General features: G+C 64.2%; 18 protein-coding genes and 2 pseudogenes. 12 read left to right on the forward strand and 8 right to left on the reverse strand.

Annotated elements, in window-relative coordinates:
- Positions 1 to 1419 (reverse strand): M20 family metallopeptidase, encoded by a 1419-nt coding sequence (locus JMY28_RS21770; RefSeq protein ID WP_201697978.1) that lies wholly within the window; start codon positions 1417 to 1419, stop codon positions 1 to 3.
- 123 nt (positions 1420 to 1542) lie between these two features.
- Here JMY28_RS21770 and JMY28_RS21775 point away from each other — a divergent pair, with 123 nt between their 5' ends.
- A complete protein-coding gene (locus JMY28_RS21775; protein WP_201697979.1) occupies positions 1543 to 2451 on the forward strand; it encodes a LysR family transcriptional regulator in 909 nt (302 codons plus the stop codon).
- 6 nt (positions 2452 to 2457) lie between these two features.
- Here the strand turns inward: JMY28_RS21775 and JMY28_RS21780 are convergent, their stop codons facing one another.
- The 3 genes from JMY28_RS21780 to JMY28_RS21790 form a co-directional block, all read right to left on the reverse strand.
- The gene (locus tag JMY28_RS21780) at positions 2458 to 3801 is read right to left on the reverse strand and encodes a type II toxin-antitoxin system HipA family toxin (RefSeq protein ID WP_201697980.1); all 1344 of its coding nucleotides are present in this window, start codon (positions 3799 to 3801) and stop codon (positions 2458 to 2460) included.
- A complete protein-coding gene (locus tag JMY28_RS21785) occupies positions 3798 to 4226 on the reverse strand; it encodes a helix-turn-helix transcriptional regulator (protein WP_201697981.1) in 429 nt (142 codons plus the stop codon). The genes JMY28_RS21780 and JMY28_RS21785 overlap by 4 nt, the downstream gene beginning before the upstream one ends.
- A 325-nt stretch (positions 4227 to 4551) precedes the next feature.
- Positions 4552 to 5385 (reverse strand): NAD-dependent epimerase/dehydratase family protein, encoded by an 834-nt coding sequence (locus JMY28_RS21790; RefSeq protein WP_201697982.1) that lies wholly within the window; start codon positions 5383 to 5385, stop codon positions 4552 to 4554.
- 175 nt (positions 5386 to 5560) lie between these two features.
- Between JMY28_RS21790 and JMY28_RS21795 the strand changes: the two genes are divergently transcribed.
- From JMY28_RS21795 to JMY28_RS21815, 5 genes and pseudogenes are all read left to right on the forward strand, one after another.
- On the forward strand, positions 5561 to 6553 hold the full coding sequence (locus JMY28_RS21795; RefSeq protein WP_201697983.1) for a LacI family DNA-binding transcriptional regulator: 993 nt from the start codon (positions 5561 to 5563) through the stop codon (positions 6551 to 6553).
- Between the two features lie 311 nt (positions 6554 to 6864).
- Positions 6865 to 7125, forward strand: a pseudogene (locus JMY28_RS21800) (porin); the annotation flags it as partial.
- A gap of 121 nt (positions 7126 to 7246) precedes the next feature.
- On the forward strand, positions 7247 to 8206 hold the full coding sequence (locus tag JMY28_RS21805) for a TRAP transporter substrate-binding protein (protein WP_236596985.1): 960 nt from the start codon (positions 7247 to 7249) through the stop codon (positions 8204 to 8206).
- A gap of 78 nt (positions 8207 to 8284) precedes the next feature.
- A complete protein-coding gene (locus JMY28_RS21810) occupies positions 8285 to 8764 on the forward strand; it encodes a TRAP transporter small permease (protein ID WP_201697986.1) in 480 nt (159 codons plus the stop codon).
- 7 nt (positions 8765 to 8771) lie between these two features.
- Positions 8772 to 10124: a TRAP transporter large permease gene (locus JMY28_RS21815; RefSeq protein ID WP_201697987.1), complete on the forward strand. Its 1353-nt coding sequence runs from the start codon at positions 8772 to 8774 to the stop codon at positions 10122 to 10124.
- Between the two features lie 68 nt (positions 10125 to 10192).
- Here the strand turns inward: JMY28_RS21815 and JMY28_RS21820 are convergent, their stop codons facing one another.
- The gene (locus JMY28_RS21820; protein ID WP_201697988.1) at positions 10193 to 11209 is read right to left on the reverse strand and encodes a zinc-dependent alcohol dehydrogenase family protein; all 1017 of its coding nucleotides are present in this window, start codon (positions 11207 to 11209) and stop codon (positions 10193 to 10195) included.
- A 110-nt stretch (positions 11210 to 11319) separates the two neighbouring features.
- Here JMY28_RS21820 and JMY28_RS21825 point away from each other — a divergent pair, with 110 nt between their 5' ends.
- Positions 11320 to 12264, forward strand: coding sequence for a LysR family transcriptional regulator (locus tag JMY28_RS21825; protein ID WP_201697989.1), 945 nt, complete (start codon positions 11320 to 11322; stop codon positions 12262 to 12264).
- Positions 12265 to 12308: 44 nt separating this feature from the next.
- On the opposite strand, the gene JMY28_RS21830 is transcribed toward JMY28_RS21825, so the two are convergent.
- On the reverse strand, positions 12309 to 12494 hold the full coding sequence (locus JMY28_RS21830; protein ID WP_201697990.1) for a hypothetical protein: 186 nt from the start codon (positions 12492 to 12494) through the stop codon (positions 12309 to 12311).
- Between the two features lie 92 nt (positions 12495 to 12586).
- On the opposite strand from JMY28_RS21830, the gene JMY28_RS21835 reads away from it, so the two are divergent.
- A complete protein-coding gene (locus JMY28_RS21835; RefSeq protein WP_201697991.1) occupies positions 12587 to 13450 on the forward strand; it encodes a sugar phosphate isomerase/epimerase family protein in 864 nt (287 codons plus the stop codon).
- Between the two features lie 10 nt (positions 13451 to 13460).
- Here the strand turns inward: JMY28_RS21835 and JMY28_RS21840 are convergent, their stop codons facing one another.
- Positions 13461 to 14525 (reverse strand): LacI family DNA-binding transcriptional regulator, encoded by a 1065-nt coding sequence (locus JMY28_RS21840; protein ID WP_201697992.1) that lies wholly within the window; start codon positions 14523 to 14525, stop codon positions 13461 to 13463.
- A gap of 125 nt (positions 14526 to 14650) precedes the next feature.
- Here JMY28_RS21840 and JMY28_RS21845 point away from each other — a divergent pair.
- Positions 14651 to 14995 (forward strand): annotated as a pseudogene (locus tag JMY28_RS21845) (TIM barrel protein); the annotation flags it as partial.
- 162 nt (positions 14996 to 15157) lie between these two features.
- Entirely contained in the window at positions 15158 to 15475 is a 318-nt protein-coding gene (locus JMY28_RS21850; RefSeq protein ID WP_201697993.1) for a VF_A0006 family four-cysteine protein, read from the forward strand.
- 80 nt (positions 15476 to 15555) lie between these two features.
- On the opposite strand, the gene JMY28_RS21855 is transcribed toward JMY28_RS21850, so the two are convergent.
- A complete protein-coding gene (locus tag JMY28_RS21855; RefSeq protein ID WP_201697994.1) occupies positions 15556 to 17067 on the reverse strand; it encodes a CoA-acylating methylmalonate-semialdehyde dehydrogenase in 1512 nt (503 codons plus the stop codon).
- Between the two features lie 184 nt (positions 17068 to 17251).
- Between JMY28_RS21855 and JMY28_RS21860 the strand changes: the two genes are divergently transcribed.
- Both JMY28_RS21860 and JMY28_RS21865 read left to right on the forward strand, forming a co-directional pair.
- Positions 17252 to 18193: a LysR family transcriptional regulator gene (locus JMY28_RS21860; protein WP_201697995.1), complete on the forward strand. Its 942-nt coding sequence runs from the start codon at positions 17252 to 17254 to the stop codon at positions 18191 to 18193.
- Between the two features lie 109 nt (positions 18194 to 18302).
- Entirely contained in the window at positions 18303 to 19505 is a 1203-nt protein-coding gene (locus JMY28_RS21865; protein ID WP_201697996.1) for a phytanoyl-CoA dioxygenase family protein, read from the forward strand.
- Positions 19506 to 19508 lie beyond the last annotated feature (3 nt).

Raw genomic sequence — 19508 nt, forward strand, 5'->3', positions numbered from 1 at the left:
TCATGCACGTGTTGTTGGATGTGGTGCGGGGTTGGACGCGCCGGCCTCTCTAGCGCCGAGGTCCCAGAAGAGGCCAGCCATGATGCGCAGCCCGTCGCGCACGACCGGGCCGAGCAGGTGCTCGTTCGGTGCGTGTTGCGAGCAGCCTGGATACGAATGCGGCACCCACAGCGTGGGCATGCCGAGCACTTCGGCGAATACGTCATTGGGCAGCGTGCCGCCCAGGTTCGGCAGCAGCACGGGCTCGGCTCCCGTGGTCGCGCGCAGCGAGCGCAGCGCCCATTGCACCCACGCGTTGTCGGGATCGACACGCGTGGCCGGCGCGCCGCGCTCCACGTCGAGCGCGATCATGTCGAAGCCGTGTGCGTCGAGGTGCGCGCGTACGATGCGTTCGAGGTTCTGCCAGCGGGTGCCGACGACGAAGCGAATCTGCATGTAAGCGATAGCGTGCGGTGGAATCGCGTTCACGGGCTTCTCGGGGTTGCCTGTGCGGAACGCGAGCACTTCCAGATTGTTCCAGCCGAACACGCGCTCGGTGGGTGTGAGGCCCGGTTCGCCATAGTCGCGATCGACTTCGGGCTCGCCCGGACTGCCGCCCACGCGAATATCGGCGAGCGCGCGGCGCACGGATTCCGGAATGGGCGGCGGGCGCAGGCCCTCTACGAGAATCTTGCCGTTTGCGTCGACCATCGAGGCGATCGCGTTCGCGAGCACGACGCCCGGATTGCGCAAGAGGCCGCCCCAGTTGCCCGAATGATGGCCGCCTTCGCGCAGCGTCAGTTCGAGCTTGAAATTGACGAGGCCGCGCGAGCCGAGAAAGATCGTCGGGCGGTGCGCGCCAAGGCGCGGGCCGTCGGAGGCGATCAGCACGTCGGCGGCGAGTTCGTCGCGCAACTGCGTGCACAGTTCGTGCAGACCCGGCGAGCCGACTTCCTCGCCCGTTTCGAAGAGCAGCTTGAGGTTGAAGCCGAGCTTGCGGCCGCGCGCGTCGAGCACGGCCTTGAGCGCGGCGAGGTTGATGCTGTGCTGGCCTTTGTTGTCGGCGGTGCCGCGGCCGTACCAGCGTTCGCCCTCGACGGTCACGTCCCACGGCGTGAGCCCTGTGCGCCATTGCGCGTCGTAGCCGCGCACCACGTCGCCGTGGCCGTAGCTGAGCACGGTGGGCAGCGCATCGTCTTCGTGACGGTGGGCAATCAGGAATGGGCCCGCGCCTTTGGCGGGATTTTCGACGACACGGCAGGTAAAGCCCCATTCGATAAGGAGCGGTGTGAGCTCATCAACCAGATAACCGCGCAGGCGCTCGCCGCTGTCCGGCTCCTGGCTCTCGGTGCGATACGCCACACGGCGGCGCAGATCGTTCAGGAAGTGACCTGAATCGTATTGACCGGCTGCGGTTTGAATGGCGGTGTCACGGGTCAACTCATGTCTCCCTGTTTTAAGGCCGTCGAACGATCCTGCAGCCGCCGATATTTCGGCACAATTACAATATTTGTGATCTATCTTTGCCGAAACGGCAAAGCGGACGAGGCCGCGCTCATCGACATGGACAACACCGCACTGCGCTATTTTCTGGAAGTGGCCCGCAGCGGCTCGCTGAGCAAGGCGTCCGAACGGCTTTACGTGGCCGTTTCGGCGCTCAGTCGCCAGATCGCCCGGCTCGAGGAAGAACTCGGCACGCCGTTATTCGAGCGGCGGCCGCGCGGCATGGTGCTGAGCGAGGCGGGGCGCATGCTCGCCGAGCACGCGCGGCGCAGTCTGCTCGAATCGGAGCGCGTGGTCGGCGAGATTCGCGGGCTGAGCGAGGGCGGTCGCGCGACCATACGCGTGGCGAGCTCCGAGGGCCTGGCGCCCGATTTTCTGCCGCAGGTGTTCGCGCATTTTCTCAGGACATATCCGCAAACGCATTTTCAGCTGGACGTGTCGGCGCCCTCTGTTGCAACGCAGCGTGTGAGAGAGGGCACGGCCGATATCGCGCTGTGCTTCAGCCTCGCGCCGGAGAAAGAAATTGCGGTGCACTATTCGCAGCGCGCACCGATATTTGCGCTCATGCGTCGCGATCATCCGCTGGCGGCGCGCGAGTCGCTTTCGTTGCGCGATTTGATTCCGTGGCCGGTCGCCATGAACAACCAGGGCGTGACGATCCGCCAGCTACTCGACATCGCGTGCAGCCTCGAAGGGTTGATCTTCGAGCCGGTGTTCGTCAGCAACTATCATGTCGCACTGCAAAGATTCGTACGCCTGACCGATGGCGTGACGTTCACCGGCTTTCTGACCGTGCGCGGCCGTCTCGAGGTAGAGGGGCTTGCCGCGGTGCCGCTCACGAACCCGGAACTGCATCAGCGCACGCTGCAGATCCAGACGATGGCGGGCCGCACGCTGCCGCAGACCATGCGGGCTTTTCTCGACCTGCTCACGCGCGCGATCGACGACGAGGATCTCGCGTGCGGCTGATTTCGCTTAAATCGTGAGCCCGGCCGTAAGCCTCGCGGCGAGCCTGCGCATGCCGGCGAAGACGGCGTCGGCTACGTCTTCGGGAAAATCGACGGGGATCTGCTTCGAGACGGCTTCGATCACACGCGGTGTTTGCGCCGCCACCTGCGCGAGCATCGCTTCGACTTCCGCCATGGCGAATCCCACGCGCTGGCCTTGCGCGATCCAGTGCCGGGGATAGATCTCCTCGACGCGATAGTGCCGGTTGCGCCCGCACACGGCCATCGCGAGGCTCACGCGCTGCGGCGGAATATGATTACGGCCCCGGCCGATGAGAGGATGCGCGCTGAGCACGTCGTAGAGCGGCGTGGTGGCGTACTCGCTGCCGGGCAGCAGCGCAATGCTGTAGTTCTTCGCGTGGCCGTCCGTTGCCGCGAGCAGCCAGAAGACGATTTGCGTCACGAAGAAGTGGCGGCGGTCGGCCGTGGCTTGCGCGGAACCGTCGAGGACTTGCATGATCGCGTCGATGCCCGGGCCGCCGTCGGCTTCGTACTTCACGAGCCCGGATGTGCCCGTGGCCTGGCACAGGTCTTCCTGCGGCAGGCGCACGATCCATTTGCCGTCGCTGGCAAGGCGCCGGTCGAAACGCTCCACGACCAGCGCCTTCGTATCCTCGAATTGCGCGATTTCGCACGGCGCGACGGGCAAGCCGTAGGCCGCGATGATTTGCGTGCACAGCCACTCGTTTTCCACCGAGGTGCGCATGTCGGCGCGCATGTTGCCGACAAGGCCGAGCGGCAGTTTCAGGATGTGCGTGGTCGGTGTGCTGCCTTCGGGAAGCAGCCACTGCCCGCCATGCCGCAGCAGCGCGGTCTTTTCCTGCGCCCCGGCAATGGACAGCCGCAGGCTGTCCACGGAATCGTGCTCGCCCGCGTGCGGCGTGGCAGTCGTTTCGCGCAAGAGTTGCGCGATGTCGCTTTCGCTCAGGACGCGCCCCTTGATGCTCCTCAGGCTGGTGGGCGCAACGCCTGCGGGGAGAATCTGCAGTGCGCCCACGCAATCACGACCGAGCGCGGCGAGCAACTCGAACGGCGAGGTGCCGCCCGTCTGGTAGCGCGCGGCGATGCGTCTGCGAATGCGGTCGCTGTCCGGCAGCAGATTGTCGAAATAATCCGCGACCATCTGGCCGCGCCAGGGCTGGTTGCCGGGCGTGAACGGCAGCGAGAGGGAGAGGGGGCGCCCTTGCTCGTCGTCGAGCCAGCTGTCGAGGTACACGAGGCGTTCATTGCCGCGCACGCTCTCCCAGTAGCCCACGGCCAGGCCGTTCATCCACAGGTCGAGCCGGTTGGGTCGACGTGGGCGTGCGCTCACCAGTTCTCCCTCGGCTTGCGGCGTGTGGCGGGCTGGGGCTGCGGCGCTTCGGCTGCCGGCGTGGTGCGGGTTGGGGTGAGGGTTGGGGTGCGGGTTGGGGTGCGTTTGCTGGCAGCCGGGGGCTTGGCCGTGCTCGACATCCTGGCTGCAGCCGCGGGGGCTTTGGCTGGGCGTGGCGTGGCTTTCGCGGTGACCGGCGATGTCTTGGCTTCGGGCGCGCCGAGTTTGATTTCGACGTCGACGAGCCGCAGAACCCGAACGAGCCGCTCGACGCTTGCCGCTTCGGGATTCGCCTCGAACGCGGCGTAGCTTTGCTGCGAGATGCCGAGCCGCGCGGCCACGTCTTTCTGGGTGAGGCCGGCTTTCTTGCGGAAGCCGACGAGAATCGGGCGCAGTTGGCTCAGAGTCTTGAGAGGGTAGTCCACGGCAACTCCGGGCGGCTAAATGCGGATGCTGCGGATACAAGCGGCCGATGCAAACGGAAACGCGCGGCGCAGGCAAATACAGTCTATACGTTGTAAAGTAAAAATACAAACCATAGACTGTAATTTTCAAATACAGCCCGCAGGTTGTACCAGGTGCCGGGCGAGTGCGGCCGCGGGGTGTGGTGCCGATCAAGCTGCAATTGTGAAACTGCAGTAAACCTGCAACTAACTGTCGAGCGCGGCCTACCACCGCCCAGCCGCTTCGCGGCCAGAGCGGTCTGCCTTCAGGCTGTCGAGCGGAGCCTTCCTATTATCAGGAGTCCGATTAGCGTTCGGCGCCTTGCATCGGCTCGCCAAGCACGAACGGGCCGCCCTGATACAGCTGCGCAGCGTCGGCAAGCTCGGCGTTCGGTGCGGCCGCCGGGAAGCGCTCAGCGTACGCCGCCGAGCTGTCGCGCGGCCGGTAGCCCAGGAAACCCGCGTTGCCGTTGTCCCACCAGCTTGCCGGGTTGTCCGACACGCCATAAACGATCGCATGACCCACGCGGTTGGTGAACAGCGAGCAGCGCACGAGTTCGATGAAGTCGCGATAGCTGAGGAACGTGACGAGCATGCGTGCGTTCTTCGGTTCTTCGAACGACGAACCAATGCGCAGACATACCGTTTCCATGCCGAAGCGATCGAAATAATAGCGCGACAGCGATTCGCCAAAGCATTTCGTCACGCCGTACAAGCTGTCCGGCCGGTGCGCGGCGTCGGTATCGAGCACGCTCGTGACCGGATGGAAGCCCGTGACGTGATTGGAACTCGCGTAGACGATGCGCTTGATGCCGTGCTTGCGCGCGGCTTCGTAGAGGTTGTACGTGCCGCGAATGTTGGCTTCGAGCAGATCGTCGAACGGCGCGTCGATGGAGATGCCGCCCAGATGCACGATCGCATCCACGCCTTCCACGAGTTGCATGACCGCCTCGCGATCCGAGAGGTCGACGCGGTGCGTTTCCTCGTGCGGCGCCGCCTCGCCCAGGTCCGTGATGTCGCTGACGCGAACGACGTCGGCCCAGTTCGCGAGCGCGCCGCGCAACTGACGCCCCAGATTGCCGCCCGCGCCAGTAAGAAGAAGGCGGCCGAATGGTTTGGCGGAAAGTGAATGTTGCGACATCAGGGCTCCCTGGGAATTATTTTGATATTCGTAGACACGAGGAAAACGTTTTCCGAATATAGCCACCGGCAGTCGCAGCGTCAATGGAGGAATACCTGCTCCGAATACGGGGTTCACCCCAGGTCCGTTTCTGCGACAATGCTCGCCGTCGATCATCCTTGGGCGTTGCCAACCTATGAAAAGTGGTTCCCCGACGATTCGCGATGTCGCCGCCATGGCCGGCGTCTCGGTCGCGACGGTATCGAAGTACGTGAACGGCACGCAACGCTTTTCGCCGGCGGTGGAAGCGAAGGTCAAGGACGCCATCGAGTCGCTCGGCTACCGCTCCAATCCGCTTGCGCGCTCGATGATCACGGGGCGCACGCGCACCATCGGCATCGCCATTCTCGACATCGCGAACCCGCACTTCACGAACGTGGTCAAGGGTGCGAACCGCGTTGCGCTCCAGCACGACTACACGCTGCTTCTCGTGGACGCCGAGGAAAATCTCGCGCGCGAGCGCTCGCTCATCGAAGCGCTTTCGCCGCGCGTGGACGGGCTCATCGTCAGCTCGCGCGCGTCCGAGGAAATCGCCAAATGGACGATGAAGCTGGGCAAGCCCGTCGTCATGCTCAGGACCGTGCGCGGGCTCGACATTCCCACCGTCGGCTTCGACAACCGGCTCGCGACTTCCATGCTGGTGCGTCATTTGCTCAATCTCGGGCACCGGCACGTTGCCTATCTCGGGTTCGCAGCGGCGACCATCAATGACGAGCGCATTGCCGGCGCAACCGAGGCGCTGGCCGAAGCCGGCCTCACGCTCGACGTGTACGAGACACACGCGCCGACCGCCCTGGCGGGCGAGCAGGCCTGCTCGCGGGTGATGCTGGGCCCGAAGCGCCCGCAGGCCGTGATCTGCTACAACGACCTCATCGCGCTTGGCTTCATGAAGGAGGCGAGGTCACTCGGCTTTCGCCTGCCGCAGGATGTCTCGGTCGCCGGCATCGATAACGTGCCGTATGGCGAATACGTGGAGCCGCGCCTGACCACGATCGACGGGCAGAGCGAGCGCATGGGCGAGTTGGCCATGCAAAAGCTCATTGACGTCCTGGCTGGCCGCCCGGATGTCGAGCAGGTCGTGCTCGAACCTCGCCTCGTCGTGCGCGACTCGACCGCCGCCTGCCGCTGATTCCCTGATTCCCGAACTTCACGCCCGCTGGCCGCTAATCGACGGCTGGCGGCTTCGTCACGCCTGCTCCCGATGACCCGCTCACGCGCACCTTCGCGCCGCCGCTCCGCGTAACTACCTACTAGCCATTTCGAAAGGAACGCATTAAATTTGAGAAAACGTTTTCCAGAAGTGGCACGCGAAGAACAAAAGGAGATCGGAGAATGTCGGAGAACACGCGCCGTTTGAAGCGCGCCGTTGCCGGGGTGGCGATTGCGGGCGCTGCGCCTGCTTTTGCACAAAGCAGTGATTTGCAACGGGCTAAAGCTATACGCGCAACGCGAGCCAACGGCATCACGAGCCGCGCGCAACACCACCAGTTCAACCTCCCGAAGGACTACACGCTTTCCAGGCGCACGGGACTCAATGCGTTGCAGGCTTTCCAGCGTGCAAACGGCGAGGCCCTCACGCCGGCAGAAAGCGCTACGCAAATCATCAACGCGACCGCGACGATCGGCGACGGCTTCCAGGCCGCGTCGTCGTCGTCTCGCAGCATGGTCGCAGTAGGTGCAGGCGTCATCCACCGGTTCTGAGACACCCGGTTGGCCAGCTAATCAGCCCACACACGGCTCGAAAACAACTCTTCCATTCATGGGGCAAGCGATGAAAAAGACCTTTCGCAACTCACATAGTGCGCGCACCGCAAAGACCGCAATGACGGTTCTGGCAGCGGCACTCGCACTCACCGCTGGCGCCGCGCAAGCGCGCGTGTTCCGCGTAGCCGATGTGCACAGCGACACCTTCCCGACCAACATGGCGCTCAAGCACATGGGCGAAGAGATTTCGCAGGCGACGGGCGGCAAAGACTCCATCAAGGTGTTCGGCAACAGCGCGCTGGGTTCGGAGAACGATACGATCGATCAGGTGCGCATTGGCGCGCTCGACATGGTTCGCGCCAATGGCGCTGCGTTCAACGAGATCGTGCCGGAATCGATGATTCCGTCGCTGCCGTTCCTCTTTCGCGACGTCGACCATTTCCGCAAGGTGATGTACGGCCCCGAAGGCCAGAAGATTCTTGACGCGTTCAAGGCCAAGGGCATGATCGCGCTGACGTTCTACGAGAGCGGCGCGCGCTCGATCTACGCGAAGCGCCCGATCAAGTCGCCGGCCGACATGAAAGGCCTGAAGGTGCGCGTACAACCGTCCGACCTCATGGTCGACGAAATCAAGGCCATGGGCGGCACGCCCACGCCGATGCCGTTCGCCGAAGTCTATACGGGCCTGAAGACGGGCCTCGTGGACGCAGCTGAAAACAATCTGCCGTCGTACGAGGAAACCAAGCACTACGAAGTGGCGCAGGTGTTTTCCGAAACCGATCACGCCATGACGCCGGAAGTGCTCGTGTTCTCGAAGAAGGTGTGGGACACGCTCACGCCGCAGGAGCAGGAGACGATCAAGAAGGCAGCGGCGGACTCGGTGCCGTACTACGTGAAGCTCTGGACGGCGCGCGAAGATACGGCGGGCAAGACGGTGCAAAAGGGCGGTGCGACGATCATTCCGGCCACGCAGGTCGATCGTGCAGCGTTCGTGAAGGCCATGCAGCCTGTGTGGGCGAAGTATGAAAAGACGCCCGAGATGAAGCAGATCGTGGACGAAATCCAGGCGATTCACTAAAGCCCGGGGCTCCGCGTCGCAAGCGGCGCGGAGCCGAAAGAACGCAGTTGTGAAGTCTGTACCGCGCGAGGATGGATCATGACCTTCCTGAAACTCCCCAACGATTTACTGTTTCGCCTGCTGACGATCCTCGCCTCGGTTGCGCTCGCCGCGCTGACGATTCTCGTCTTTTACGGCGTAATCATGCGCTACGTGTTCGAGAGCGCCCCCGATTTCGTGGAGCCGATCGCGTTGCTGCTGGTGGTCACCATCGCCATGTTCGGCGCCGCGCTCAAGGTGCGTGAGCGCGGGCATATCGGTCTCGATTCGCTCGTCAAGAAGCTTTCCCCACGGGGGCAAGTGATCGCAGAGGCGTTTCAGCACCTCTGCCTGATCGCGCTTGGCGTGGCGATTTTCTTCGGCTGCCTGCAAATGGCGGAAACAACCATGGACGACCGCATCGCGATTCTCGGCGTGCCGGAAGCGGTGCGCTACTTCATTCCGGTCGTGGCCGGCACCTGCATCGTGCTGTTTTCGCTCGAGCATTTGTTGGCGCTATTCGTACGCAAGGCAAAGTAGGGCAAACATGGAACTCGCAATTCTTTCGCTCAGCTTTTTGGTGCTCCTCGCCGTTGGAGTGCCGGTTTCTTTCTCCCTGGGTCTCGCCTGCGTCGGTACGTACCTTTACGAAGGACTGCCGGCCGCTACTGCAATGCAGTCGATGATCTCGGGCATGAACGCGTTTTCGTTTCTGGCCGTGCCGTTCTTCATCTTCTCCGGCGAGTTGATGCTGCACGGTGGCATTGCGGACCGCATTCTGCGCTTCGCCCAGGCCGCCGTGGGGCACTTCCGCGGCGGCCTCGGCATGGCCAATGTCGTTGCGTGCACGCTCTTCGGCGGTGTTTCCGGTTCGCCTTCGGCCGATACGTCTGCAATGGGCGGCGTGGTCATTCCGCTCATGAAGCGCGAAGGCTATAGCGCGGCCTACGCGGTTAACGTGACGACGCACTCGTCGCTCGCCGGCGCGTTGATGCCGACCTCGACGAACATGATCATCTACGCGTTCGCGGCGCAAGGCATTACGGGCACGCTGAACGGTCAGCAGATGAGCGGCGTTTCGATAGGTGACCTGCTTTTCTCGGGCCTGCTGCCGGTCCTGTGGGTCATGGGCTTCGTGCTGGTTGCCGCGTACTGGCAGGCGCGCCGCTTTGGCTATCCGCTCAGCGCGGACGGCTCGACCAAGCTGCAAGTGTTCCCCGGCTGGCTCGCCGTGGTGAGGGCTTTCCTCGGCGCGCTGCCTGGCTTGCTCGTGATCGGGATCATTCTTTTCTGCGTGGCCCGAGGCATTGCGACCGCGACGGAAGCGGCCGCGATTGCCGTGGTGTATTCGCTCGCGCTCACCGTGGTCGTGTATCGCTCGATGACGAAGGAGAAGCTGTTCTTCGCCCTCTCGCGCGCGGCCAAGACCACGGGCGTCGTGCTGCTGCTGATCGCGGTGTCGAACATGCTGCGCTACCAGATGGCGTATCTGGAGATTCCGGAGGCCATCGAGCGCGTGCTCGAACACGCCACGACCCTTCCCTGGCTGATGCTTCTCTACATCAACATCATTCAGGTGTTTCTGGGCACGTTCATCGACATGGCGGCGCACATCCTCATCACGACGCCGCTCTTCCTGCCGCTCGCCATGCATAGCGGCGTGGGGCCGGTGCAGTTCGGCATCATGATCCTGCTGAACTGCGCGCTGGGGCTCGTGCATCCGCCGATCGGCTCGGTGCAGTTTATCGGCTGCGCAATCGGCGACGTGTCGATCGGGGAGACGACCAAGGTCGCGTGGCCATACTATCTCGCGATTTTCAGCGCGATCAATCTGGTCACTTACTTTCCGTTCTTCTCGACGTGGCTGCCTAGCGTGATCAACGGGCATCCGGTCTTCTAAAGCGACGTTCACACCCAAAACGAAGCGGGCACCTTGAGTGCCCGCTTCGCATTTCTGCGCACGTGCTGCTAGGCCACGCGTATCACCACCTTGCCAAAATGCTTGCCGGCTTCGAGCCACGCGTAAGCTTCGGGCGCTTCATCGAAACCGAACACGCGATCCACCACCGGGCGAATCTGCTGCGCAGCGATGAAACGCGTGAGATCGTCGAGCATCGTGCGGCTGCCGACCATGAGGCCGTGCAGCCGCTTGAAACCGCCAATCACCGGAAGCAGCCCAAGTTCGGGGCCCGCGAAACTCGTCACGCCGCCGATGATCGAAACGAGCCCGCCCATCTTCGCGGCGGCCACCGAGCGCGGCAGCGTATCGCGTCCGCCCACTTCCACGACGATATCCGCGCCTTCGCCCCCCGTGAGCTTGAGCACTTCGTCCTGCCATTCGGGGTGCGAACGATAATTGATCGTCTCGCTCGCGCCAAGCGAGCGCGCGCGTTCGAGCTTCTCGTCACTCGACGAGGTGACGATGGTGCGCAGGCCCGCCGCGTGGGCGAGTTGCAGCGCCCAGATCGACACGCCGCCGGTGCCGAGGAGCACCACGGTGGCGCCGGGTTTAGCTTGCCCATCGACGAAGATCGCGTTCCAGGCCGTGATGCCGGCGCACGAGATCGTCGCGGCCTCCTCGTAACTCAGGTGCGCGGGAATCGAAACGAGTGAGGTTTCCGCCGCGACGAAACGTTCGGCCAGCACCCCGTCGAATTGCGCGCCAGGCGTCCCGTGCACTTTCCAGGGGGCGGGCGCGCCATCCACCCAATGCGGAAAGTAGGTGTTGATCACGCGGTCGCCAGGCGTAAAGCGCGTGACGGCCGCGCCGACTTCGACCACTTCTCCCGCGCCGTCGGCGACCGGCACGAGCGGCGTGTCGCCGAGTCCAAGGTAATCGCCGCGCGCGAACATCAGGTCGCGATAGTTCAGCGATGCCGCGTGAATCTTCACGACCACGTCATGCGGGCCGGGTGCGCGCGGCGTGAAGTCGGTGCGCGCGAGTGCGCCATAGCCGCTGCCGGCCTTGAGTGTCCATGCGTTCATGACTGCTCCAGTGCGAGTGGGAGCACCTATGATAGTGTTGCTTGTGCGGCGACATTGGTGAGAATCTGGAGCTTGGTTGTTGCCGTGAAGGATACAAAAGGAGTCAAGCAATGGACGATCGCCTGAGCGGCGTGGCCGAATTCGTGGACGTGGTGGACGCGGGCAGCTTCTCGGCCGCGGGCGAGCGCCTTGGCGTGACGCGCTCGGCGGTGGCGAAGATCGTCGCGCGGCTCGAGCAGCGCCTCGGCGTGCGTCTGCTGCAGCGGACCACGCGCAGTTTGAGCCTGACCGACGAAGGTCACGCCTACTACGAGCAGTGCCGCCGCGTGCTGGGCGAGCTGAGCGCCGTGGAAGCCGCCTTCGATCACGGCCGGCGCGAGCCCTCGGGGCGCTTGCGGATCAGCGCGCCGGTGCTGTTCGGGCGCCAGTGCGTCGCGCCCGTGGTGCGCCGGCTCGTGGAGGAGCATCCGCGGCTGAATGTCGAACTGTCGTTCAGCGACCGCGTGGCCGATCTTGTCGAGGACGGCTTCGATCTGGCCGTGCGCATCGGCACGCTGCCCGACTACGGCACGCTCGTCGCGCGCCGGCTCGGCGTGCAGCGTATGGGCATCTGCGCGTCGCCTGCGTATCTCGCGCAGCACGGCAAGCCCGCCGACGTCGCCTCGCTCGCCACGCATACCGGCATCGCGTATGGCCGCGCCGGGCAAACCCCGGCGTGGCGTGTGCGCGGCCCGGGCGGCGAAGTCGAAGAGTGCCGGCTCGCGTCGCGGCTGTGCTTCGACGACCTGCTGGCGATTGCCGATGCGGCCGCCGCCGGCGCCGGTCTCGCGTGGCTGCCGTGCTGGCTCATGGGCCCGTATTTGAGCGACGGACGACTCGAGCTCGTCATGGACAGCAAGAGCGTGATGGGCGACGAAGTCCACGTCGTGCGACAGAAGGCGCGCCATATGCCGTCGAAGGTGCGCGTGGCGGTGGATGCGCTCGTCGCGGATATTTCCCGCATGCTCGGCGCTGAACAGGAGCACGCGGAGCACGCCCACCTGGACGCAAATTGACGAAATTTCATCAAGATTTCCGTTGAGCGCGACTGGCGCGCCGCTTATGTTTGATCCCAAGAAGATGTTGCCGCTCGAAGCACGGCCAACGGGATCAAGGAGACTTCGGTGTCGAACACGGAAACCAGCGCAATCCTGTGGGCGATGCCCGCGTTCTTCCTCCACGGCACGCTCAACTCGCTGCTGGAAATCGGCGACACGCTGCGTGCCGATACGGTGATCGTCGGCATTGGCGTCGAGCCTGCCGATGGGCTTGCACGTGCGGCTGGAATCGAGGTCGTGCGCGGGATCGTCCTGCCTGGACGCGAAAAACGGAGACATGATGGCGCAACGACTCCTGGTGTTCCAGTCACTCTGGTCGATGGAACGCCGCCATACCGATGGCTACGAGCGCACGCTCGAAGAAAACGTGCGGATGATCGCCGAAGCGGGCTTCGACGGCGTGAGCGCGCATTGCACGAATCGCGAGGACGTGAAGCGTGTCGCAGAGTTACGCAAAACATACGGACTGGCGGCGGAAGGCCAGTGCTTCCCCGCGACCGTGGACGACCTGCAGCCGGTGCTTGAAATCGCAACCGAATTCGGCCTGCACCATGTCGACCTTCAACCCGACGTGCGCCCGCGCACGCAGCGCGAGGCGCTCGTGTTGCTGGACGGATGGCAGCGCCTGGCCGAGCAGGTGAACATACCTGTCTACATCGAAACGCATCGCGACCGCATGACGACGGACCTGTATTTCACGCTCGATCTGCTCGACGCGCGGCCCGACCTCAAACTGCTCGGCGACATTTCGCACTACCTGGTGGGGCGCGAGTTCGCATGGCCGGTATCGGAAGAGAATCACGCGCTCATGCATCGCATACTCGATGCTTCCTGGGCGTTTCATGGCCGCGTGGCTAGCCGCGAACAGGTGCAGATCGAGCTATCCTTCGCGCCGCACCGCAAATGGGTGGATCTCTTTCTCGACTGGTGGCGCTATGGCTTTCACTCGTGGCGCAAGCGTGCGGGCGCGGACGACACGCTCGCGTTCACCTGCGAGCTGGGGCCGCAGCCCTATGCGATCATCGGTCCGGACGGCAACGACACGACCGACCGCTGGCGCGAATCGCTGCTCATGCGCGACTGGATTCGCGCGCTGTGGCGAGAGGTGGAAAAGGAATCTGGGCGCGCAAGTGCCGCAGCTTGAAACTGGAAACTCAATTTCCAACGCCCAGATACGGATTGCGTCTCACATTCGCCGAGCAGAAAATCCGGAACTCCACCGGCCCCGGAGGCGCGGGCGTTTCGAGCACGCCGCATGCGTTGAGCGCATGCTGCAGCGCTGAGATGACCTGCCCGTCGGGGTCCTGGTCGATGGCGATGTCCATGGTCCCCTCCTCGATGTACTGGCGGTGCAGGTCGAGCATTTCATGGCCTGCCCACACGATCTTTCCCGTCGCGCCCACCTTGCGCAACGCGGCCTCGATTCCCGCCGACGCGTAGCCGCTGTTGTAGATGCCGACCACGTCGCCGCGTTTGAGCGACTTGAGCACCGCGCGATGACATTGGTCCACGTCATCGAGCGTTTCCACGGCTTCCTCGTCGCAAACGAGATGCGGAAACGATTCAGCCAATTGCTCGCGGCACCCGCTGATCCGCTCGATATGCGCGTGATAGTCCTTGCGCGAGCAGATCAGCAGCACGCGGCCCGGCTCTTTCGCGAGGCGCCCGACGAAATAGCCCGCCGTGCGGCCCGCAAGCCGGTTGTCGATGCCCGCGTAATGCACGCGCTCGACCGCATCGATATCGGTGACCATCGTCACCACGGCCTCGCCCTGGGCGATCACGCTGCGCAGCGCGTCGCGCACCGCCGCCGTATCGTGCGTGGTGACGATCAAGCCCGCGCGTTTGTAATTCGGCTTCAGGATGGCGCGGGTAATGACGGCGTCGTCGGCTTCGGGCAGGAACTGCCGGTGCAGCACGATGCGCCGGTCGAGCATTTGCATGGAGCGTTCGAGGCCCAGTGTCAGCCGCTGAAAAAACGGCGTGCTGTTTTGCGGCAGCAAAACGTCGATATGCACCAGCCCGTGATGCGTTTCGGGTAGTACACGCGGCACGCCGAGCTGGCGGGCGGCCGTTACGACACGCGCGCGCATCGCGGCGGACACGCTGCCGCGCTCGTTGAGCACGCGGTCGACCGTGGCGGGGCTCACGCCCGCGGCTTCGGCAATCTCCACGAAACGCGCCGTGCGCTTGCGGCGCGGCGAAGCGGTGTCCGTCATGGGGCGTCTCCATCCGTTTTGTTGTCTGCTCGGCATTGACAAACCCGCGCGCGGCGTAGTCGCATTGCAGCACGAAGCGGCTTGATCCGCCGCGTTGCCGCTGACGAAAAATCATCAATCTTTTCGTTGAGGCGAGTCATCATCATCACCTCGCGGGCGAAGACATTTTCTATCCCGATCTCACGGGCCTCGTGCACATCTCAGGCGTGGAAGACAGCGCGCGGAAAGTGGACGAGATGCGCGACGGCCATCGCGTGCTCGTGGGCCGCGACGACTGTCTCGGCAACGTGCGCCAGCTCGCGGCGCTGCGCGCGCGTGGCTACCGCGGTTACGCCTCGTACGAACCGTTCGCCGATGAAATCGCTCAGGCCAGCGACATCGAGCAGCGTCTCGCGGCGAGCATGAGCCATATCCGCGAAGCGCTCGACGTCGCAATGGATGAGCCACGCCAATTGGCCACTGCGGCGTAGGGAGTGCGCATTGGGAATGCGTCATGCGTCTGATTTCGACTCGCAGGTGACGCCTCCATCGAAGCAAAAACGACGTCCTTTGATACACTGCCGCAGGAGCGAGGCCGGTGTTCGTGCCGTGCAAACTCACGCAGACAGACGAGAATCATAATAAGGAACGTCATGACAAGGAATGTTCGATGGAGTTCGGCCCTGCGGACTACGATTGGTCTGGTCGGCCTGCTGATCGCGCACGCGGCGCTGGCAGATGGTCAGTCGTCCTATGATGATTGTATGCTGTCTGGATTGCGCGACGCCCGCAATGAGGCTGCATCGAACTATATCCAGCGCTCGTGCTACGCGCTGTATCGGAATGGCGAAATGCTGTTGCCGCGCGAGAAGGCATACCACGAGTGCATCCTGCAGAATATGCCGGGCGCGAGAGAACCGTCCGCGATTTCACGGATCGCTCAGATCTGCTCCCGGCGGGGGCAGATGTAAGTCCGTGTCCACGGGCTCCCTGCGACGCGCCATAAAAAAAGCCCACGTGAAGTGGGCTTTTTTCCTCTCACCAACAGTCGTTACTTCGCCACCGGCATCGAAAACTCCGCACCCTTTTCGGTGCTTTCCGGCCAGCGCTGCATGATCGACTTCTGCTTCGTATAGAAGCGCACGCCTTCTTCGCCATACGCGTGCATGTCGCCAAAGAGGCTGCGCTTCCAGCCGCCAAAGCCGTGCCATGCCATCGGCACCGGAATCGGCACATTGATGCCCACCATGCCCACTTCGATCTGGCGGCCGAACTCGCGCGCCACGTTGCCGTCGCGCGTAAAGCAGGCCACGCCGTTGCCGAACTCGTGGTCGTTGATCAGTTGCACCGCTTCGGCAAAATCCCTGGCGCGCACGCAGGCGAGCACCGGCCCGAAGATCTCTTCCTTGTAGATGCGCATTTCAGGCGTGACGTTGTCGAACAGCGTGCCGCCGGTGAAGAAGCCATCTTCATGGCCGGGCACCTTCAGGCCGCGCCCATCGACCACGAGCGTCGCGCCTTCTTCCACGCCGGTCGCGATATAGCCTTCGATGCGCTCGAGCGCCTGCTTCGTGACGATCGGGCCCATTTCCGCGTCGGCTTCCATGCCGTTCTTGATCTTCAGCGTGCGGGCGCGCTCGGCGAGGCGCGGCACGATCTTGTCGGCGACATCGCCCACCAGCACGGCCACCGAGATCGCCATGCAGCGCTCGCCGGCCGACCCGTAGCCCGCGCCGATCAGCGCATCCACGGTTTGTTCGATATCGGCGTCGGGCATCACGACCATATGGTTCTTCGCGCCGCCCAGCGCCTGCACGCGCTTGCCGTGCTTCGCGCCGGTCTCGTAGATATAGTTCGCGATCGGTGTGGAGCCCACGAAGCTCACAGCCTTCACGTCGCGGTGCGCGAGGAGGGCGTCGACCACGACCTTGTCGCCCTGGACGACGTTGAACACGCCGTCGGGCAGGCCCGCTTCCTTGAGCAGACGCGCCATGAAAAGCGAAGCCGAAGGATCGCGCTCGCTAGGCTTGAGGATGAACGTGCAGCCCGCTGCGAGCGCCACCGGGAACATCCAGCACGGCACCATGCAGGGGAAGTTGAACGGCGTGATGCCGGCCACCACGCCCAGCGGTTGGCGCACGGTCCAGTTGTCCATGCCCGTGGAAACCTGCTCGGTGTAGTCGCCCTTGAGCAGTTGCGGAATGCCGCAGGCAAATTCGATCACGTCGATGCCGCGCGCGACTTCGCCCTGCGCGTCGGAGAACACCTTGCCATGCTCGGCCGTGATGATGGCCGCGAGTTCGTCCTTGTGGCGATTCATCAGTTCGAGAAAACGCAGCATGACGCGCGCGCGGCGAATGGGCGGCGTGTCGCGCCAGGCCGGGAACGCGGCTTTCGCGCTCGCCACGGCGGCGTCCACATCGGCCGCTTCGCCCAGCACGAGGCGGCGCGCGGTGGCGCCGGTCGCGGGGTTGAAGATCGCTTGCGTACGGTCGCCCGCGCCGCGTTCGGTCTTGCCGCCGATAAAGTGGATCACGTCTGCGGAATCGGTGTAGGCCTGCATGTCATCTCCTCGTCTGGTGAGTGCGTGCCGCCAGTCTACGGAGACCGCGGAGGCGGGGAAAGACTCTGTCGCTGAATTGATTGTTTTCAGCTGTGAACAATCGCTTGCAGAGTCTGTGAAAGATGCGCAGACGGCATGCTAGTATCGGCGCGGGGATCACGAGTTTTGACGCGGACTTTCGTTCATGGATACGCAGCGAGTCGAGGCACTCTGGACGCATTTGCACTGGCTCAATGTGCTCGCCACACAGGGCAGCTATACCGCGGCGGCGGCGCGCCTGGGCGTAAGCAAGGCGGCCGTGAGCCAGCGCATTGCCGAACTGGAGCGGGTGGCGGGCGTGCCGCTTGTGCAGCGCACCACGCGCAGCGTGCGCTTCACGGAGGCGGGGCTGCGGCTCGTGGAAGACACTCGCGCGCAGTTCGACAGTATTGCCGCCAGTTTTGCGAGCGTGCGCGAGATGGCCGATGTCGCGCGCGGCACCGTGCGCGTCACCGCGCCCGTGGCGTTCGCGCGCCAGCAACTGGTGCCGCGGCTTGCGCAGTTTTCGCGCGCCCATCCCGAAGTGCGCGTGCAACTGGAGCTTTCCGACCGGCTGACCTCGATCGCGACCGAAGGGTTCGATCTCGCGATCCGCCATAGCGCGCAGGTGCCCGAAACTCACGTGGCCTGGAAGCTGTGCGACACGCGCTCGGTCATTGTCGCCACGCGCACTTACCTCAAGCAGCGCGGCACGCCGCAAACGCCCGCCGATCTCGCCCAGCACGACTGTCTGTTCTATCCCCGCGCGCTGGGCGCGGGCGTGTGGACGTTCGAAAAAGCCGGCCGCCGCGCGCAAGGCGCGCGCGAGACGGTGACGGTGAACGGCCCGTTCTCGGCCAACAACAGCGAAGCGCTGCGCGACGCGGCGCTCGAACATCTCGGCATCGCGCTGCTACCCGACTTCAGCGCGCAGGCCGCGCTGCAGGCCGGCAAGCTCGCGGTGCTGCTGGCCGACTGGCGTCCGGTGGGCGCGTTCGCTTCGCAACTGCACGTCGTGCGGCCGTATGGGGCGCAAGTGCCGCGTGCGGTCAAGCACTTTACGGAGTTCCTGCGGCAGACGTTCAAGGATGGCTTTCCGCTGGTGTGACGCGCGCACGCAGCCATGCCTTCGCCTTGCTGATGTGTTTTTGATAGCTTTTTGGTATCCCCGGCGCCGGGTGCCAACGCTATGCTTGAGTCAAATCGGAGGCAGACGCATGAATCAGCACGAGACACCCGTGGTGGATTTGGGGCGGCAATGGTACGCCGAGCGAGAGTGCTCGCTAGAGGCATTCGTGAACCGGCTGCACGACGACGGCCGCTCGTTGCGTTTCGCGAGCGATGTGCGGCAGCGCATTCCCGTGTACGGCTGCCAGGCACTCCAGAGCGTGCTTGACGACGCGACGCAGCGCGCGCAATTGCAGGCCGAGTGGGCGTACGTGCTGCACGACGGCGCCGGCGTGCTGGTGCTCGAACGCGCTTACGCCAACACGCAGCTAGTGGACGAAGCGACCGCCGTGTTCGAATCCATCATTCGCGACGAGCGGGAGAAGGGCGCGAGTGGTGCGGACCATTTTGCCAAGGCAGGCGCGAACGACCGCATATGGAACGCGCAACAGAAGCTCTGCCTCGAGGCGCCCGCCGTATTCGTCGATTACTTCGCGAACCTGCCGCTCATGGCCCTATGCGAGGCATGGCTCGGCCCGTGCTATCAGATGACCTCGCAGGTCAACGTCGTGCGTCCTGGCGGCGCGGCGCAGGAGGCGCACCGCGACTATCACCTGGGATTCCAGACGATCGAGGAGGCGCAACGCTATCCGGCGCACGTGCATCACGTATCGCCTTTCCTCACGCTCCAGGGGGCGGTGGCGCACAGCGATATGCCGCTCGAGAGCGGGCCGACCAAACTCTTGCCATACTCGCAGCGCTATGCAGAGGGCTATCTTGCATGGCGGCGCGCTGATTTCCGCGCGTATTTCGAAGCGCATTGCGTGCAGTTGCCGCTCGCAAAGGGCGACGCCTTGTTCTTCAATCCCGCGCTATTTCATGCGGCGGGCGCGAACCGCACCGCCGACGTGCAGCGCATGGCGAACCTGCTGCAGGTTTCATCGGCGATGGGTCGCGCAATGGAGGCGCTCGACCGCACGAGCATGTGCGAAGCGATCTATCCCGTGCTGCACGAGCGCCGAACGAAAGGCGGCTCGGGGGTTGCAGTCGAACTCGCGAGCGTTGCGGCCATCGCGTCGTGCGCGGAAGGCTATCCGTTTCCCACGAATCTCGACCGCGACCCGCCCGTGGGCGGCCTCGCGCCAGAAAGCCAGCAGGCGCTCATGCAGCGCGCGCTGCGCGAGGACTGGGAACCGGGCAGATTCGCGCAGGCGTTGCGCGCGCATGACGCGCGACGCGATCCTGCGACCTGAAGC

Source organism: Paraburkholderia hiiakae, from assembly GCF_904848665.1.
GTDB classification, from domain to species: Bacteria; Pseudomonadota; Gammaproteobacteria; order Burkholderiales; family Burkholderiaceae; genus Paraburkholderia; species Paraburkholderia hiiakae.

Excerpts from the sequence above, each read along its gene's own strand:
- JMY28_RS21775 (WP_201697979.1), top strand. The coding sequence starts at position 1,543 with ATGGACAACACCGCACTGCGCTATTTTCTGGAAGTGGCCCGCAGCGGC.
- JMY28_RS21790 (WP_201697982.1), bottom strand. The coding sequence starts at position 5,385 with ATGTCGCAACATTCACTTTCCGCCAAACCATTCGGCCGCCTTCTTCTT.
- JMY28_RS21795 (WP_201697983.1), top strand. The coding sequence starts at position 5,561 with ATGAAAAGTGGTTCCCCGACGATTCGCGATGTCGCCGCCATGGCCGGC.
- JMY28_RS21805 (WP_236596985.1), top strand. The coding sequence starts at position 7,247 with ATGACGGTTCTGGCAGCGGCACTCGCACTCACCGCTGGCGCCGCGCAA.
- JMY28_RS21810 (WP_201697986.1), top strand. The coding sequence starts at position 8,285 with ATGACCTTCCTGAAACTCCCCAACGATTTACTGTTTCGCCTGCTGACG.
- JMY28_RS21815 (WP_201697987.1), top strand. The coding sequence starts at position 8,772 with ATGGAACTCGCAATTCTTTCGCTCAGCTTTTTGGTGCTCCTCGCCGTT.
- JMY28_RS21820 (WP_201697988.1), bottom strand. The coding sequence starts at position 11,209 with ATGAACGCATGGACACTCAAGGCCGGCAGCGGCTATGGCGCACTCGCG.
- JMY28_RS21825 (WP_201697989.1), top strand. The coding sequence starts at position 11,320 with ATGGACGATCGCCTGAGCGGCGTGGCCGAATTCGTGGACGTGGTGGAC.
- JMY28_RS21830 (WP_201697990.1), bottom strand. The coding sequence starts at position 12,494 with ATGCCGACGATCACCGTATCGGCACGCAGCGTGTCGCCGATTTCCAGC.
- JMY28_RS21835 (WP_201697991.1), top strand. The coding sequence starts at position 12,587 with ATGGCGCAACGACTCCTGGTGTTCCAGTCACTCTGGTCGATGGAACGC.
- JMY28_RS21840 (WP_201697992.1), bottom strand. The coding sequence starts at position 14,525 with ATGACGGACACCGCTTCGCCGCGCCGCAAGCGCACGGCGCGTTTCGTG.
- JMY28_RS21850 (WP_201697993.1), top strand. The coding sequence starts at position 15,158 with ATGACAAGGAATGTTCGATGGAGTTCGGCCCTGCGGACTACGATTGGT.
- JMY28_RS21855 (WP_201697994.1), bottom strand. The coding sequence starts at position 17,067 with ATGCAGGCCTACACCGATTCCGCAGACGTGATCCACTTTATCGGCGGC.
- JMY28_RS21860 (WP_201697995.1), top strand. The coding sequence starts at position 17,252 with ATGGATACGCAGCGAGTCGAGGCACTCTGGACGCATTTGCACTGGCTC.
- JMY28_RS21865 (WP_201697996.1), top strand. The coding sequence starts at position 18,303 with ATGAATCAGCACGAGACACCCGTGGTGGATTTGGGGCGGCAATGGTAC.